Annotated in this window: 11 protein-coding genes; 5 read left to right on the top strand and 6 right to left on the bottom strand. The window is 54.9% G+C overall.

Translation table 11 applies throughout. The annotated features are described in order from the left end of the window. Entirely contained in the window at positions 1 to 687 is a 687-nt protein-coding gene (locus tag ACFQW4_RS14290; RefSeq protein ID WP_101762318.1) for a molecular chaperone, read from the bottom strand. A gap of 53 nt (positions 688 to 740) precedes the next feature. Beyond that, positions 741 to 1265, bottom strand: a complete 525-nt coding sequence (locus ACFQW4_RS14285) for a fimbrial protein (RefSeq protein WP_101762319.1) — start codon at positions 1263 to 1265, stop codon at positions 741 to 743. A 910-nt stretch (positions 1266 to 2175) separates the two neighbouring features. Here ACFQW4_RS14285 and ACFQW4_RS14280 point away from each other — a divergent pair. Continuing rightward, a complete protein-coding gene (locus ACFQW4_RS14280; protein WP_377725914.1) occupies positions 2176 to 6906 on the top strand; it encodes an Ig-like domain-containing protein in 4731 nt (1576 codons plus the stop codon). A gap of 62 nt (positions 6907 to 6968) precedes the next feature. Here ACFQW4_RS14280 and ACFQW4_RS14275 read toward each other — a convergent pair whose 3' ends face one another. The 3 genes from ACFQW4_RS14275 to ACFQW4_RS14265 all read right to left on the bottom strand — a co-directional run bounded on the left by ACFQW4_RS14275 (position 6969) and on the right by ACFQW4_RS14265 (position 10248). Beyond that, complete coding sequence (locus ACFQW4_RS14275) at positions 6969 to 8138, bottom strand: Gfo/Idh/MocA family protein (protein WP_377725912.1); 1170 nt, start codon at positions 8136 to 8138, stop codon at positions 6969 to 6971. Between the two features lie 10 nt (positions 8139 to 8148). Continuing rightward, positions 8149 to 9072 carry a TIM barrel protein gene (locus ACFQW4_RS14270; protein ID WP_110868105.1) on the bottom strand — a complete coding sequence of 308 codons (924 nt, stop codon included), beginning with the start codon at positions 9070 to 9072 and terminating at the stop codon, positions 8149 to 8151. Positions 9073 to 9219: 147 nt separating this feature from the next. Then, positions 9220 to 10248, bottom strand: coding sequence for a LacI family DNA-binding transcriptional regulator (locus tag ACFQW4_RS14265; RefSeq protein ID WP_377725910.1), 1029 nt, complete (start codon positions 10246 to 10248; stop codon positions 9220 to 9222). Between the two features lie 317 nt (positions 10249 to 10565). Between ACFQW4_RS14265 and ACFQW4_RS14260 the strand changes: the two genes are divergently transcribed. The 4 genes from ACFQW4_RS14260 to ACFQW4_RS14245 all read left to right on the top strand — a co-directional run bounded on the left by ACFQW4_RS14260 (position 10566) and on the right by ACFQW4_RS14245 (position 13881). Then, a complete protein-coding gene (locus ACFQW4_RS14260; protein ID WP_007888450.1) occupies positions 10566 to 11447 on the top strand; it encodes a sugar phosphate isomerase/epimerase family protein in 882 nt (293 codons plus the stop codon). A 141-nt stretch (positions 11448 to 11588) separates the two neighbouring features. Then, positions 11589 to 12608, top strand: coding sequence for a LacI family DNA-binding transcriptional regulator (locus tag ACFQW4_RS14255; protein ID WP_377725907.1), 1020 nt, complete (start codon positions 11589 to 11591; stop codon positions 12606 to 12608). Between the two features lie 101 nt (positions 12609 to 12709). Continuing rightward, on the top strand, positions 12710 to 13591 hold the full coding sequence (yghU, locus tag ACFQW4_RS14250; RefSeq protein WP_377725905.1) for a glutathione-dependent disulfide-bond oxidoreductase: 882 nt from the start codon (positions 12710 to 12712) through the stop codon (positions 13589 to 13591). Then, on the top strand, positions 13591 to 13881 hold the full coding sequence (locus ACFQW4_RS14245; RefSeq protein WP_277976898.1) for a DUF1330 domain-containing protein: 291 nt from the start codon (positions 13591 to 13593) through the stop codon (positions 13879 to 13881). The genes yghU and ACFQW4_RS14245 overlap by 1 nt, the downstream gene beginning before the upstream one ends. Before the next feature lie 45 nt (positions 13882 to 13926). On the opposite strand, the gene ACFQW4_RS14240 is transcribed toward ACFQW4_RS14245, so the two are convergent. Beyond that, the gene (locus ACFQW4_RS14240) at positions 13927 to 15378 is read right to left on the bottom strand and encodes a methyl-accepting chemotaxis protein (RefSeq protein ID WP_377725903.1); all 1452 of its coding nucleotides are present in this window, start codon (positions 15376 to 15378) and stop codon (positions 13927 to 13929) included. Positions 15379 to 15560: the final 182 nt, after the last annotated feature.

The raw sequence follows: 15560 nt of genomic DNA, 5'->3' as shown, positions 1-15560 counted from the left end.
TTAATCGGTGCCCACTTTTAATGTTTGTTCTGCTGTAATGCCGCCGAAATCATTAATCGCTCGCCAGCTCACCGGATTGCCAACGTGCACTTTTTGGCCAAGAACGATTTCCTGTGAAGGCAACACCATCGGCGGTTTGGTCATAGTTGAACCGTTTACGGTCAGGTCGTAGAGCGAAACGCTGTAAGGCGTGGGATTAAACACGGCGAGTTTGCCCTCACGCTGGCGAAATTTGAGCCTGGTAAAAGCCAATGCGGGATCGCCGCTTAACTCTGCGGGCCGGTAAAATAACTTCATTTTGTTTTTAATGGTGATAACGAGATCGTTAGTGGCCTGACGATTGACCGTCGGGATAATCTTGATATTCAACCAGTGCACGGATTCCTGATCGTCTGGCAACGTGTGACCACTGTAGATAACGCGCACCGAATTCTGGCTATGAGGCTCAAGGCGGAAGAGCGGGGGCGTGGTGATGAAAGTGTCATCAGCGGTATCACTCTCTTCCTGACTGCTAACCCAGGATTGAATCAAATAGGGACGATCGTCTGGATTAGTCACACTTATCGCGGCCAGCTTGTTTTTACCGTCATAAACCAGACGTGTGCCGCCAATCTGCACACCAGACTGAGCCATAGGCGACAGGCACAAAAGTGCCATGGCCAATGGCCAAAGACTTTTTTTAAACATCCATCTCTCTCCGTGACGAAAGAAAGAGCCGCATGACGCGGCTCTGAAACTACTTAGTTGTAAGCAATGGTGAAGGTCGCCGTGGAGTTTGCTGTACCCGCAGTAACTGGCGTGGCCGTAGCGTAATATTTCGCTATGTAGGTCAGTACATTAGGGCCGGCTGCCGTGATCGGACGATCAGCCGATTTGCTGGCGATAGGGATGAGAGTGGAACTGTCTTGCTCATACAGCGCGACACCCACATTGGTGGCAGTTTGCCCTGAGTTCAGAGCGAGGATTTGGTTATTTCCCGCAGAGGTTGCGCCATCGAAACGTACGCTGGCCGAGGTTACCGCAGCAGGACAACTTGTCAGATTAATGTTGAAGCGAGTCGGTGCCGCGGTGACACCGGCTCCGGTGAAGGTTTTGCTCGAAACGGTGCCCAGATTCACGGTTTGGTTGGCAGAGCCAGTATCTACCGTGCAAGCGTTATCGGTAATTGTACCCGTAAAATTAATCGTGCCATCAGCAGCAGTTGTCGTGCCAATAAATCCAAGAGAAGCCGTAATTGCAACTAATACTGCGAACTTGCTTTTCATGATTAAGCCTCAAAAATCGTCATCAAAAATGTCTCTGCTCAAGCAATGAACTTTCATTTCCACAGCAGAAGAAACATTAATCGAAGTAATGTTGGAGCCCTTCGACCGCTTTAAGTAAATGACAATTTTCAGGTCATTGAAAGTTTTTTTGATTATTCGTGCTTAATTTGAAATATAACCCTAAAAAAATTAGCGCGACGGTTTATTTACAGATCTTTGATCTTTTTTAAGATCTTTTTTTAGAATAAAAAACTTAACATTTGTATTTTAACGATCTAAAGATCTAAAAAATCACCTAAGACAGCATTTTATGCGAATGAGACAAAATGTGACTTCTCCAGGATATGTCTTCTTTTTCTGCTATTACCGTCAAAGATGCCCCTTTATTTTCAGGAAGACAGCATGAATTCGGTTTTTATTTGTACAATAGTTATAAGCCAGGTTTAACTATTACAGAAATAAAACTGTTATATTGCGTTGGGTTAATGATGAGGGGTGTGATTATTGGTTGCAGACAGAATATTGTTCTACGCCTGGTATAAAAGCGCATAAAGGCGCCAAAAAGCGCGTAAAAACGCAGAAAAATCGAAGATAAAATGGCATCAAATTTTTAGGTAAAGCGTGAAAAAAACGGCAAGTATGACGCCTGAACTGATATCGCATCAAGCCAGCGCTTTACACACTTGCCTATCTACAGGTCGCCTCGTAAGCGTATGTGTTGTTGTCCATCTAGCGGTATTTTCGTCCTATCCCCCTTTTAATCTTGTTCCTCGCAAGTCGTTCCTGCCTTGCTTTTTTCAAATCACTTAAAAGGTTTAAGACCCGTCTCAAGCGCTAACAACTTCTCCCCGCGTGAGAATTCCCCCTCACCTACTTCATGACCCCCTTTTAGCCAAAACACGAGAATTTTATGGACAACACACGTTCGTCAGCGTCACGCGCCGATGCCTCATCCCGCTGGATGCGGCCGCTCATCTTTACCCAGATTGCCGTCCAGGTGGGCATGGCACTCACCCCCTTTTGGGCATTATCTGTTGAAGCCGCCATCCGTCCGGGCGAAGAGACCTCACTCAGCAGCGCTGCCCAGCAGGCCAGTGGACTGGCTGAGGCGCATCAATCCGGTAACCTAAGCGGCTATCTCAGCCAGCAGGTCACTGGCGCCGCCGTAGGCCAGGCGCAAGAATGGCTAAAACAATGGGGTACCGCACGCGTCGAGCTTGGCACGGATGAGCACTTTAAGCCGCAGACTGGCTCGTTTGACCTGCTGTTACCGCTCAATCAGACGCCGGACCGCCTACTTTTCGCTCAACAAGGCCTGCGCAATAAAGACGGTCAATTTACTGGTAACTTCGGTCTCGGCCAGCGCCACTTCACCAGCCGCTGGATGCTTGGCTACAACGCCTTTTACGACCAGAACATCAGTCGCAGTCATAAACGAATGGGCATTGGTGCCGAAGCCTGGCGCGACTACCTCAAGCTTTCCGGAAATGGTTATTATCGCCTGAGCAGCTGGCGCAACTCTGTAGATGTTGAAGACTACGATGCTCGCCCGGCAAACGGGTTCGACCTTCGGGCCGAGGCCTGGCTACCCGTCTACCCGGCGATTGGCGGGCGTTTTATGTACGAAAAATACTACGGTGACGAAGTTGCATTGTTCAGCAAAGAGAGGCGCCAAAGTAACCCTGCTGCCTTCACCGCAGGTTTGAGCTATACCCCGGTGCCATTGGTGTCGTTCACACTGGACCATAAAGCCAGTGGTCATCAGCGCGAATCCCAATTAGGCCTCCAGTTCAACTATCAATTGGGTCAGACGCTCAGTAGCCAGCTCGATCCCAGCGCCGTAAATCTAAACCGCACTTTAGCTGCTAACCGTATGGCGCTGGTTGAGCGTAATAACAATATCGTGCTGGAATATCGCAAACAGGAGCTGATTCAACTTGGCCTGCCGACCGAAATCAATGGTCGCAGCGGTAAAACCGTGACTCTGAATTACAAGATCATCAGCAAGTACGGTCTGGCATCAATTATCTGGAACGACGCCGAGATCGTCGCTGCGGGTGGTCACATTCAGGACCTGGGTAACAACCAATACCAAATCGTGTTACCGCGCTTTATCGCTGGCGGCCATAACCGCTATACCCTGAGCGGCGTGGCCATAGACACACGTAATAACCGTTCGAAAGTTTCCTCGACTGTGGTCAACGTCAGTAGCCCGGCGATAAATGCCAGCACTAGCACGCTGAGCGCCTCGCCTGCCACTTTGCTTGCCGACGGTAAGGCCACGTCGCAGATCAGCATCCTGCTGCGCGATGAAAACGAGCAGCCAGTGACCGATGTGGCTGCGTCCATCGCGCTAAGTGCTACCGAGTTGAGCAACGCCCCGGAGAAAGCCGGTGTTGGTGCTCGCCCCAGCACCCATGCGGCTACCGCTGCCGCGAAGACGCCGGTGTTGAGTGCTGTCACAGAAAAAGGCAATGGCGAATACCTCGCCACGCTAACCGCCGGTACGCGTGCAGCAGACGTTAAACTCAGCGCCACCATCGATACGCTGCAACTGAGCCCGCTGACCATTAAACAAATTAGCGACATCGGTAGCGCCACCGTGGCTGACGGCGATCTACGTCTGACACGGGATAATGTAGTGGCCAACGGCAGTGCCATTGCTCGCGCAGAAGCTCGCGTGACAGATGCCATGGGCAACCCGGTTGCGGGTGTGACCGTGACCTTTGCATTGAGTGGCTCCGCGCAAGTCGCAGCAGGCAGTAGCCTGACGGCCATCAGCGACGACAACGGCATGGTGGTAATCGCCTTTACCGATACCGCGGCAGAAACCATTACAGTTACCGCGTCTACCGCCAACGGCAGCGCCAACGCCCTGGCGAATTTCATTGCCGACGCATCCACCGCCGCACTGGATAGGAGTAACCTTACAGTTGATCGAACCACTGCCATCGCCAATGGTAGCGATTCTGTCACTTTCAGCGCGCTGATTAAGGATGCCAATGGCAATCCAGTACCGGGCGTGAAGCTCAACTGGCACAGTAACGGTGGTGCATTGAGTGCTGCTGAGAGTCAGAGTGGCAAAAACGGTATTGCCATCGTCACCTTGAAAGATACTGCGGCGCATGATGTGCAGGTACAGGCACAGCTTGGCACGCAGGCCGCCGTGGATGCACCCGTCATCAGCTTTACCGCCGATGCCGCTAGCGCCACCATCGACGCGCGCGACTTTATTGTGGATAAAACCAGTGCCGTGGCCGATGGCAGCGATCTCGTGACTTACACCATTACTGTGAAGGACAAAAACGGAAACCCGCTGCCCGCACAAGTTGTAAACTGGCAGACCTCACTCGGAACACTTAGCCAGACAACAAGCGTGACAGGGCCAGACGGCAAAACCCAGGTCACGCTGACCTCAACCCAAATGGGCCAGGCGGGTGTAAGCGCAGCGCTGGTTGGCAAACCCGCGCTAAGTGCCGTCCTCGTGACTTTCGCCGCCGATGCCAGCAGCGCGCGAATCGGCAGCGGCGATTTGACCGTGGATAAAACCACCATTGTAAGTAGCGGCACGGATGCAGCACGCTTTACGGCGGTGGTTAAAGACGCTAACGGCAACCCAGTGGCGCATCAGCAGGTCAACTGGACCAGCAATCTTGGCAAACTCAGCGATGCAACGTCTGTCACCAACGTCAACGGTGAGGCCACGGTTACTTTCACCGGTACCACTGTAGGGTCGGCGCAGATCATCGCTGCGGTCAACGGCAACCCGGCAAATGCACCGAGGGTAAACATCGTCGCCGACGCGGCATCGGCCCGTCTGGACAGCGGTGATCTCACCGCCAACAAAACTAGCGCGCTGGCTAACGGCAGCGACAGCGTGTCTTATACGGCACGGGTCATCGATGCCGCCGGTAACCTGGTGAGTGGCGTAACCGTTGGATGGAGTAGCGATCGCGGCACGCTGAGCAGTGCGGCCAGCGTGACTGGTCCGGACGGTAAGGCAACCATAACGTTAACGTCTACGGCTGCAGGTAACGCGCAAGTAAAGGCGGTGGTGAACAGCCGCGCAGCGGTTAATGCGCCGGTGGTTGACTTCAAGGCTGACGCCGCTTCGGCTAGCATCAGCGACGGTGATTTAACGGTAAACAAAACCAGCATCACAGCGGGCACTCTTGACATGGCGATCTTCCGCGCCGTAGTGAAAGACGCCCACGGCAACCCCGTAGCCAACCTGCCTGTGTCTTGGGCAACCAGCGGTGGAACGCTGAGCGGTACGACGTCTACCACCAATACCGCTGGTGAGGCCACTATCTCACTCACCGCCACATTAGCAGGCACCGTGCAGGTTAACGCTCGCGTCAACAGTAGCGAGGCTGTGAATGCACCGCCAGTGACGGTGACGGCAGATACCGCCAGTGCACAAATCGCCAATGGCGGTGTGACGGCGGACAAAGTCAGCGCCATCGCGAATAGCGGTGAGAAAATTACTTACAGTGCAACGATTAAGGATGCCTATGGCAACCCGCTGAGCAATTTATCTGTGAGCTGGAGCACCGACCGCGGCAACCTGGCGCAGAATAGCAGTAAAACCAACGTCTCAGGCGTGGCGACGGTAACGTTAAGCTCAACGGTTTTGGGAGCAGCTATCGTCACGGCGCAGCCGGGTAGCGGCACGGCGGTGGCGGCGACGGCGGTGGAGTTCACGGCGGAGAGCAGTAGCGCCAGCCTTAACGCCGGTGATCTGATCGTGGATGCACGACAAATTCCAGCGGACAACACTAGTAAAGCGACCTATACCGCACTGGTGAAAGATCGCTATGGCAATCCCGTGAAAGGGCTGCTTATCAACTGGACCACCAACTTTGGCCAACTTAACGGGCAAACACAGCGCACAGATGATGAGGGAAAATCGCATAATACCTTGCAATCAGGTGCACCAGGCAAAGGGATTGTCAGCGTGAGTGTCGGAGCCAACGCGCCAGTTACCGCACCGGAAGTCGAATTTGTGGTCGATAGCTCCACCGCCACGATTACATCAATGCAAACCTCTAAAAACGCGGTATACGGTTTTGGTGGCGATAATCCAGTGATTAGCGTGGTGGTAAAAAATGCGCAAAATCAGGCGGTACCCAATTACAAAGTTAACTGGTCGACCGATATTGGTAGCATCGATAGCGAATCATTCACTGATGCTACAGGTACGGCGACCGCCACTCTTGATAGCTTGCATGTGAACAGCAATAAGAGACAGGGCACTGTTCAAGCGTTGCTGGCTAACACTTCTCAGAAAACGATCAGTCAGACCATTACTCCGGTATACAGAGCCGGCAATCATCAATACCTTGCCCTTGCCTATGACTCGACTGGGGTAACACCGCCTGTTCAGGAGGTGAGAGATTTTTGTAACAATATGGGTGCCCATCTAGCTGGTTCCGCAGAATTGGCCGTATTTGCCCAGGAAGGCGGCGACTTTGTTGAAGCCAGAACGCTGTTAACACAAAGTGGATTCATCAGCACTTGGTATGCATTGAGTGATAGCTGGAAAGGCCTCAAAGGCAATTTCGATTCCACCCTAGGCACCGTAGGAGATATCGCCTCAAAATCAACAGCTCCTACTGTTTACATTGTTTGCACGCGATAAGTCATTCGGTATGCTCATTTTGGGTCGGCTGGACATGCCGACCCATTTTCTTTACCGCCCCCTTAGCACGTCACCCACACTGATCCCGCATCCGCAGACTTCACGCACTGCTCCACCCATCGCACGCCCATCAAACCGGCATGCGCGCCCGGATACCAGAAGTCTTTCAGGAATGCCTGATCGCCACGATCGGTGGCATCCATTGCCAGCGCAAAGCGGCGATAGAGATTGGACCAGGCTTCAAACAATCCTTCCGGATGTCCGCCGCCAATACGGTCGTCAGCCAGCGCACTCGGATGCAGATAACCCATGCCGCGCTCGAGAATCTGCACCGGCTCGCCCTGCACTTCATAGCGCAGCTGATTCGGCTGCTCATCCCACCACTCCAGGCTGGCTTTCTCGCCGATCACCCGCACCTTCTGACCGTGCATCGAACCGCAGTTCACCGCCGATGCCCACATGGTGCCGACTGCGCCGTTGTCGTACTCCATCATCACGAAGGCGTTATCCTCCAGTGGCGCACGGGTTTTGACAAAGCTCTGGCGGCTGCACAGCAGGCGTTTGATCTGCAGATGCGGCACCATGGTTTCGGCGATAAACAGCGGATGCGTCGCCAAATCGCCCAGCACATAGCTCGGCCCGACGAAGCGCGGATCGACGCGCCACTTGGTGCTCTCGTTCTGCAATTCTACCGCTTCGTTATGGAAGCCGTGCGCGAACTGCATGTTGATGATGCGGATCTCACCCAGCAAACCTGCGGCAATCATCTCGCGTGCCTGATGAATCAGCTGATGTCCGGCGTAACCATAAGTCACACCGATGATTTTCTTCTTCTCAGCACACAGCTGTTCCAGCTCATCGGCCTCGGCAGCGGTGAAGCACAGCGGCTTCTCACACACCACATGGAGACCCGCATTCAGTGCGGCGCGGCAGATGGCGAAGTGCGTGTTATTGGGTGTGGCGATCGACACCGCTTCGATGCCGTCGGCGCGCGCCGCTTCTGCCGCAAACAGGGTTTCGTAATCTGCGTAGCAGCGATCGGCTTCGATACCTAGCGAAGTGCCAAAGGCGCGGCCGCGCTCGGCGTTGATATCGAATGCGCCTGCCAGCAGCGTGAAGTTGTTATCACGCGTGGCCGCCGAACGGTGAATGTAACCAATCTGGCTGGTGCCGCCACCGCCAACCATGCCCCAGCGCAGCGAGCGATCCAGAGCCTTAATGCCGTTGATCATGTTGTTCTCCTCAGAATCCGACCGATTGCAAATAGTGCAGGCTGGCGGTGACGTCACGCAGGCTGGTGTCGGCATCACGCGGATCGCGCTCCTGCTCGACGGTGATCCAGCCCTGATAATTGCGCTCCGCCAGGAAGGCGCGCACCGCTGGATAATCAATTGCCCCTTTGCCAATCGGGCACATCACGCCTTCTGCGCAGGCGGCAAAGAAATCGACGCCGCGCGCAATCACGTCGCGCCATACCGCATCGTTAACGTCTTTGAAGTGCAGATAATCGATGCGATCCCAGTAGCGGCTGAGGTAAGGAATCGGATCCATGCCGGAGTAGTACAGATGGCCGGTATCGAGGCACAAACCAGCGACTTCATGCGGAATGTCTTCCACCAGCTGTTGCAGCTCGTCGGCGAACTCAATGCAGCCACCGGCATGCGGATGGATCACCGCACGCACACCGTATTCGTTCCAGGCAATCTGGCTCAGCGTGGTGATGTGCTGCATCATGCGCTGCCACGCTTCAGCTGACAGGCGCGGCGCCTTGGCGGATTGACCAGCGTATTTGGCGCGTTCTGGATTACCGAAGTCGATAATCACCAGATAAGGTGCGGGTTTGTTGTCCGCATGGGTTTTGGTCGCGGTCGGTACCAGAGACAGGTTGCGACAGATGTTGTGCGTCAGCTCAACCATCGCCGGAAAATTGGCTTCACTCACCAAATCATCAAAAATGGTGCCCGCCACCAGCGACAAGTCGTGCGCTTCCAGCTGCTGACGCAGTTCGGCAGGCTCAACCGGCAGATAGCTCCATGGGCCCAGCTCAATGCTTTTATAACCGGCCTGCGACGCTTCACTCAGGACTTTCTGCCACGGCGGCAGGAAGGGATTTTTCGGGTCATCAACGCCCCAGCTACAGGGCGCGTTAGCAATATGGATAGTCATGATCGTTCCTTGCGGTAGTGGATGGCGCAAGTATCAAATAAATATTTCATCATCAACAACCATGAAAAATTCATTTTTTGATAGCGATCATAGTATTTCGCATCATTAAAATGATAGAAAATATATCAAATACAGCAACGACGCGGCCTACAGGTTTTCACGCGTGACGATATCAAACGGCAGGATGATCTGGGAGAAATGATCGCCCGGCTGCGCATGATGCTGCTGCACCATCTGCGCCAGGCGCATGGCCATTTCGTCGATGCGGTTGCGGATCATCACCGTAATGGTGCCATCAATCAGCGCCAGCTCGCCCTCTTTCACCGGACCGTGACATATCAACGCCACCTTACGCTGCGGCTGCTGGCGCAACGCATGAATCACGCCCTCAATGCCGCCGCAAGGCGCGAAGATCAGTGCCAAATCGGCATTTTCTTCCAGTAACTGACGCGTGGAACGGTAGCCGCCATCAATCGATTCGTTGGTTTTCAGCGGCTCCAGCACGCGTCGCGCGCTGTCCTGCTCACGCAGATAGGAGCGGAAACTGATCTCATTGCTCTCCTGACAGATAAAGCGATGGTCGCCCACCAGCACGCCGACCGAACCCGGCTGATGCAACAGGTGCGTGGCAATCCACGCGGCGGTGCGTCCGGCTTTCTGGTTATCCAGACCGACATAACCGGCGTGACCGCACGGCGAAAAGTTGGAAAACAGCGCATAAACCCGCACGCCCTGACGCGATATGTTTTCTATCGCATGGCGAATCAGCGGGTGGTCCAGCGCGACTAAGCCAATCGCATCCACCTGCCCGGCCAGCGCATACAGCGAGGCCACCACCGCTTCCACATCATCAATGTCGTGCCAGGTAAAAAGCGGTTCGCTGCCTGCCGGATGAAACGGCTGCGTATGCTGGCGTAGCGCATCAGTGAGGGAATGATAGAACGAGTAGGATTTTGACAGCAGGATAAAGCCCATGCGCAGCGTCACGCTGGCGGCTGGCGCGGTGCCGCTCAGCAGCGGCACATTGCCGATGCGATAACCGAGGCGATTAGCGGCTTCCAGCACCTTCTGCTCCGTTGCGGCGCGCACCGGTGCACGACGATTTAACACGCGATCAACGGTCGCCACGCCAACACCGGCGGCGGTGGCAATCGCGGTCATGGTGATTTTACTCATGCGCTACTTCCTGAATGATATGATAATAAATTATCAAAAATAATGCCCTAACCTGCGGTAAATCACCAATCATCCCGCACAGGAATCATCAGTAATTGGCTTCAAGTGATAGGGAATCTCTCATTATTTTGATCGCTCTCGCAAAAATGAAATAACTCATTTCATCTCAATACCATTCAGAATAAATGTTTGATATTCATGTGCGTATTCAAAGCGGTCTGGCTGATGGTTTCACATCAGAATACGTGATGAAGCGCGTAAAAAGATCAGTATGGTCATCATCAAAGTCCGCACCGCTTAACGCTCAGGAGAAAACAATGAAAATCGCTTTTGATGTGGATGTAATCAGGGATCTCGGCATCACGCGCATGGTGCATCAGGTGGCGGAATGGGGCTACAAGTACATCGAGCAGTCGCCGCACCCGCAGATCAACCCGTTTTATAAACATCCGAAAGCCAGCCGTGAAATCATGCGCGAATACAAAAACGCGCTGAATGCGACCGGGCTGGAGATCTCCTCGTTCATTACCGTATATCGCTGGTCTGGCCCGGATGAACTGCGTCGTCAGGCGGCGGTGAAGAACTGGAAACGCATGATCGAGATTGCCGTCGAAATGGGCGTGCAGGTGATCAACACCGAGCTGTCGGGCAATCCCAACGAGCCAGAAATTTGTGAAGAGATGTTCTATCGTTCGATGGAAGAGCTGCTGCCGATCATCGAACGTGAGGGCATCCGCGTCGAAATTCAGGCGCATCCGTGGGATTTCTGTGAGCAGAGCAACGAAACTGCAGACATTGTGAAGTCGTTCCGCAGCGAAAACGTGAAGTACATCTACAGCGCGCCGCACACCTTCTATTACGACAAAGGTGTGGGCGATGTGAAGAACATGCTGCATTACGCCGGCGACGATCTTTCACATATGCTGATCGCCGATACCATGAACCACACCAAGCACTGCCGTTATATCGTCAACCCGCCAGGCGTGGATGCCACCATCCACCAGCACGTGGCGGTCGGTGAAGGCGAAGTGAATTTCGATGCGCTGTTTGAAGCACTGCGCGAGATGAATTTTGCCAACCGCACCTTTAAGGTTGGCGGCGAGTCGATTATCTCGGCGGCGCTGTTCGGTTATCCGGAGAAGATGAAGTATCAGGCGGTGGAAACCCGCGAACTGATTGAGCGTGAGCTGTTGGGATAGTTGAGTGCGCGCTGATGCCCTCACCCTAATCCTCTCCCACCGGGAGAGGGAACGGGATGGTGCGGCTTGCTCGATCGGTCCCTTCTCCCGCTGGCGGGAGAAGGTTAGGATGAGGGCCCGCTCTATTGGAATGCACGCAACATGAAAGCAGTGACGCTGGCCGAGCTGGCAAAACAACTGGGCGTCGGTGTCGCCACGGTTGACCGGGTACTCAACGATCGCGGTGGCGTATCGCACGCCATGAGCAAAAAAATCCTGCAGGCCGCGCGTGACGCCGGTTTAAAACGCATTTTGCCCGAGGAACATCGCCATCCGTGGCAGATCGAAGTGCTGCTCAGCGGCAACGCCTCCTTCTTCTTTCAGCAATTAGCGCAAGACTTTGCCAAACTCGCCGACCAACTCGGTTATCGCCGCCTGCGTCTGCATCGCACGCTGATCCCGGAAAATGCACCGGAAAAACTCGCCGCACACATCACCACCAGCAGTAAAAAGATGGATGCGCTGATCGTCTTCGCCCATCAAAACCCGCTAATCTACGATGCGCTCGCCGCCTGTAAAGCGCGCGGCGTGCCGGTGATCACGCTGGTCGCCGATCTGCCCGATGCCGCGCGGCTGTGCCACGTCGGTATCGATCAATACAAAGCCGGGCGCACCGCCGGTTTGATGCTCGGTAGTATGCTGTCGCAGCCGGGTGAAGTGGTGTTGATGAGCGGACGCGCGGATTACGCAGCCCACCGCCTGCGCATTGAGGGCTTTCAGGCGGTGCTGGCCGAACGCTTTCCGCAGCTGCGCCTGCGCGAGATTCTTGCCGGTCAGGATGAGCGCGAACGCATCAGCCGCCTGTTAGAAAAAACGCTGGCCGCCTCGCCGCCGATTGTCGGGCTGTATAACACCGGCATTGGCAACACACAGGTGCACGAAGCGCTGGCGCGTCATCGTCTCGACGGTAAAGTGCTGTACGTCACGCACGAGTTGTACAGCACCACACGCCGACTGTTGCAGGATCGCGTGCTGAACCTCACCCTCGATCAAAACACCCTGCGCCATGCTCAGCTTGCCTTAACGCTGATGCTGCGGCATCTGGAAGAGGGCGACATCCCCGACACCTATCAGCCTGGTAGAGTGGACTTTATGCTGTTTACGCAAGAGAACTTTACATAATCGGACTTTGCGTCCCACCGCCAGCGCGGTTAAATCGCCTGTATCACGCGCTGCTACACTCAGTAGCAGCAAAAATACAATCACAACAAGGCGAAACCACTATGTCGGAACATCAGTATCAGCCCGCGAAAGTCTGGACCTGGGACCCGGAAGCCAAAGGTAACGGCGCGAAAACCAACCGTCCAACCGCCGGGCCGACGCATGACAAAACCTTGCCGGTCGGCAAACATCCGCTGCAGCTATACTCGCTCGGCACGCCAAACGGCCAGAAAATTACTATCCTGCTGGAAGAGTTACTGGCGGTGGGCGCCAAAGACGCCGAGTACGATGCCTGGCTGATCCGCATCGGCGATGGCGATCAGTTCTCCAGCGGTTTTGTCGATGTAAACCCGAACTCGAAAATCCCGGCGCTGAGCGACCATTCCGTCACGCCACCGCAGCGCGTGTTTGAATCCGGCAATATCCTGCTCTATCTGGCCGAGAAGTTCGGTCACTTCCTGCCGACCTCGCTGGCAGGCCGCACCGAAACCCTGAACTGGCTGTTCTGGCTGCAAGGTTCTGCGCCGTACCTCGGCGGCGGCTTTGGCCACTTCTATCACTACGCGCCAGAAAAAATCGAATACGCCATCAACCGCTTCACGCTGGAAGCTAAACGTCAGCTGGACGTGCTGGATCGTCATCTGGCCGACCATCGCTTCCTCGCCGGTGACGAATACACCATCGCCGATATCGCCACCTGGCCGTGGTACGGCAATCTGGTGCTGAACAACCAATATGGCGGCAGCGAATTCCTTGATGCGCAGTCGTACAAAAATGTGGTGCGCTGGGCAAAAGAGATTGCCGAGCGTCCGGCGGTGATTCGCGGGCGTAAAGTGAATCGCGCTTTTGGTGCCGAGCCGCAGGATCAGCTGCTGGAGCGCCATGATGCCGCCGATTTCGATAACAACACTGAAGACAAACGCCAGGCGCGAGGAGAGAAATAATGGCTGCATATGTGGTGTTTATTAAGGACGAAACCTTAGACAAGGACGAGCTGGCGACGTATGCCGAGAAAGCCGGACAGGCGCGCGGCGACCATCCCATCACCCCGTTGGCGTTTTATGGCGCCCTGGAAACGCTGGAAGGCCCGGAAGCGGAAGGCGTGGTGGTGCTCGAATTCCCGGATGCTGAGGCGGCGAAAGGCTGGTATTTCAGCCCGGCGTATCAGGAAGCCAAAGCGCATCGCCTGAAAGGCGCGAAATACCGCGTGCTGCTGGTTAATGGCGTAGAGTAACTAACGTAAGGTCGCCATTCATGGCGACCTTTGCAAAGGTCACGCTTACCCCAACTTAAATAATGAAATCGCCTGCTTCAGCGCATTGGCCTGCTGCTGTTGCTGCTGCGCCACTTGCATCGTTTCGGCCACGTGCTGCACGTTATGATGTACGCTGTGATCAATGCTATTGATGCTCTGCTGAATCTGCTCAATGCTCAAATTCTGCTGCTCACTCATCGCCGACAGTTCAGTCACCAGCTGCGATAACCCGCTAATACTGCTGTGAATCTTGCGCATGGTTTGCGCCGCATGCTCCACCTGCACGGTGCCATGTTCGGTGCTGGTGGAACTGGCATCCATCAGTTGACGGATTTCGCGTGCCGCACTTTCGCTGCGCATCGCCAGATTACGCACTTCGCTGGCGACCACGGCAAAACCGCGTCCCTGATTACCAGCACGCGCCGCTTCCACCGAGGCGTTCAGCGACAGAATGTTGGTCTGAAACGCAATGCCGTCGATCAGCTCCAGGATGATCTTCACCCTTATCGACTCTTCGCTGATTTTCTCCATCGAGCGAATCGCCGACTGGATATTCTCTTCACCACGCGTCGCCACCGCGCGGGTTTCACTCGCCAGCTCGCACGCGCTTTGCGCTTTGTCCCGGGTTAAGCTGGCAGCGATACTGATTTCGCTCATGGCGCTGGCCGCCACTTCCAGCGCTTGCGCCTGCTCGTCGGTACGCGTCGAGAGCGCGGCGTTGCGCTCCAGAATGCTGTCGGATTCCGCCAGCAGTTGACCGACGCCGTCGCTGACCTGATGCAAAGTGCCGTGTAGGGTCCCAAGCGTAGTACTGAAGGTGCGCGCGAACGGCGTTTCACTCTGCTGAGTATCGGCACGCAGCGTGAGATAACCGGCTTGCTGATTAATGTGTGCCGCCAGTTGCGCCACTTCGCTGGCCGAGCGCGCATCCGCTGCCATCTGGCGTGCAATCACCAGCAGCATCGCGGTTTGCACCACGACAAACAGCGCGTGAAAAAACACCATGTCCCAGCCGGGATGATGAAACACCACCACGCCAAACAGATCATTTTCCTGCAGATAATTGAATAATATATGATGCGTGGCTGCCGCCGCAGCGCCCATCAATAACGGGCGCACATCTCGCCACGCCAGCAGCGCCGACATCAACACAAACACCGAGAAGTGGTATTCGGTTGCGCCACCGCCAACCTGAATAAGCAGCCCAGCCCAGCCGATTAACAGCGCGGATAAGACCAGCCGCGACGTAAGCGTACCGCGCAGCGCGGTGCCGAAAAACGTCGCCAGCAGCGCCAATACCAAACCCGCAATTAGCGCCACCAGCACGCTGTCATTTAGCCAGCCAACGCCAAGTGCAATCGGCAACAGCGCCCAACTGAGGAACACCGCCAGGCTATCCGCGCGCTGTGCGATACGTTTGAGCGAAACCATCTCCACCGGCGAAGCCGCCGGGCCTGACAAGGGCGTTGCGATCATGACATTTTTCCACACCAGAAGTTGATCGTAGAGCCCCAAAATCGTGGGGCAAAGCGCACGGACTCAGTGGTAAAAAACATCGGCAAGGCGGGAGGAAAGTTTAGTTGTGCTGATTAACGACGCGCAGAGCTGTGAGTATGATTACCTAAACCATGCAACACAATTTCATTCCCTTCAGCGTA

This window comes from Pantoea sp. GCM10028869 (assembly GCF_042666835.1).
GTDB lineage: Bacteria > Pseudomonadota > Gammaproteobacteria > Enterobacterales > Enterobacteriaceae > Pantoea > Pantoea leporis.
The sequence above is the reverse complement of the archived record's forward strand: the minus strand, read 5'-3'. Positions and strand labels throughout refer to the sequence as shown.

Excerpts from the sequence above, each read along its gene's own strand:
- ACFQW4_RS14290 (WP_101762318.1), bottom strand. The coding sequence starts at position 687 with ATGTTTAAAAAAAGTCTTTGGCCATTGGCCATGGCACTTTTGTGCCTG.
- ACFQW4_RS14285 (WP_101762319.1), bottom strand. The coding sequence starts at position 1,265 with ATGAAAAGCAAGTTCGCAGTATTAGTTGCAATTACGGCTTCTCTTGGA.
- ACFQW4_RS14280 (WP_377725914.1), top strand. The coding sequence starts at position 2,176 with ATGGACAACACACGTTCGTCAGCGTCACGCGCCGATGCCTCATCCCGC.
- ACFQW4_RS14275 (WP_377725912.1), bottom strand. The coding sequence starts at position 8,138 with ATGATCAACGGCATTAAGGCTCTGGATCGCTCGCTGCGCTGGGGCATG.
- ACFQW4_RS14270 (WP_110868105.1), bottom strand. The coding sequence starts at position 9,072 with ATGACTATCCATATTGCTAACGCGCCCTGTAGCTGGGGCGTTGATGAC.
- ACFQW4_RS14265 (WP_377725910.1), bottom strand. The coding sequence starts at position 10,248 with ATGAGTAAAATCACCATGACCGCGATTGCCACCGCCGCCGGTGTTGGC.
- ACFQW4_RS14260 (WP_007888450.1), top strand. The coding sequence starts at position 10,566 with ATGAAAATCGCTTTTGATGTGGATGTAATCAGGGATCTCGGCATCACG.
- ACFQW4_RS14255 (WP_377725907.1), top strand. The coding sequence starts at position 11,589 with ATGAAAGCAGTGACGCTGGCCGAGCTGGCAAAACAACTGGGCGTCGGT.
- yghU (WP_377725905.1), top strand. The coding sequence starts at position 12,710 with ATGTCGGAACATCAGTATCAGCCCGCGAAAGTCTGGACCTGGGACCCG.
- ACFQW4_RS14245 (WP_277976898.1), top strand. The coding sequence starts at position 13,591 with ATGGCTGCATATGTGGTGTTTATTAAGGACGAAACCTTAGACAAGGAC.
- ACFQW4_RS14240 (WP_377725903.1), bottom strand. The coding sequence starts at position 15,378 with ATGATCGCAACGCCCTTGTCAGGCCCGGCGGCTTCGCCGGTGGAGATG.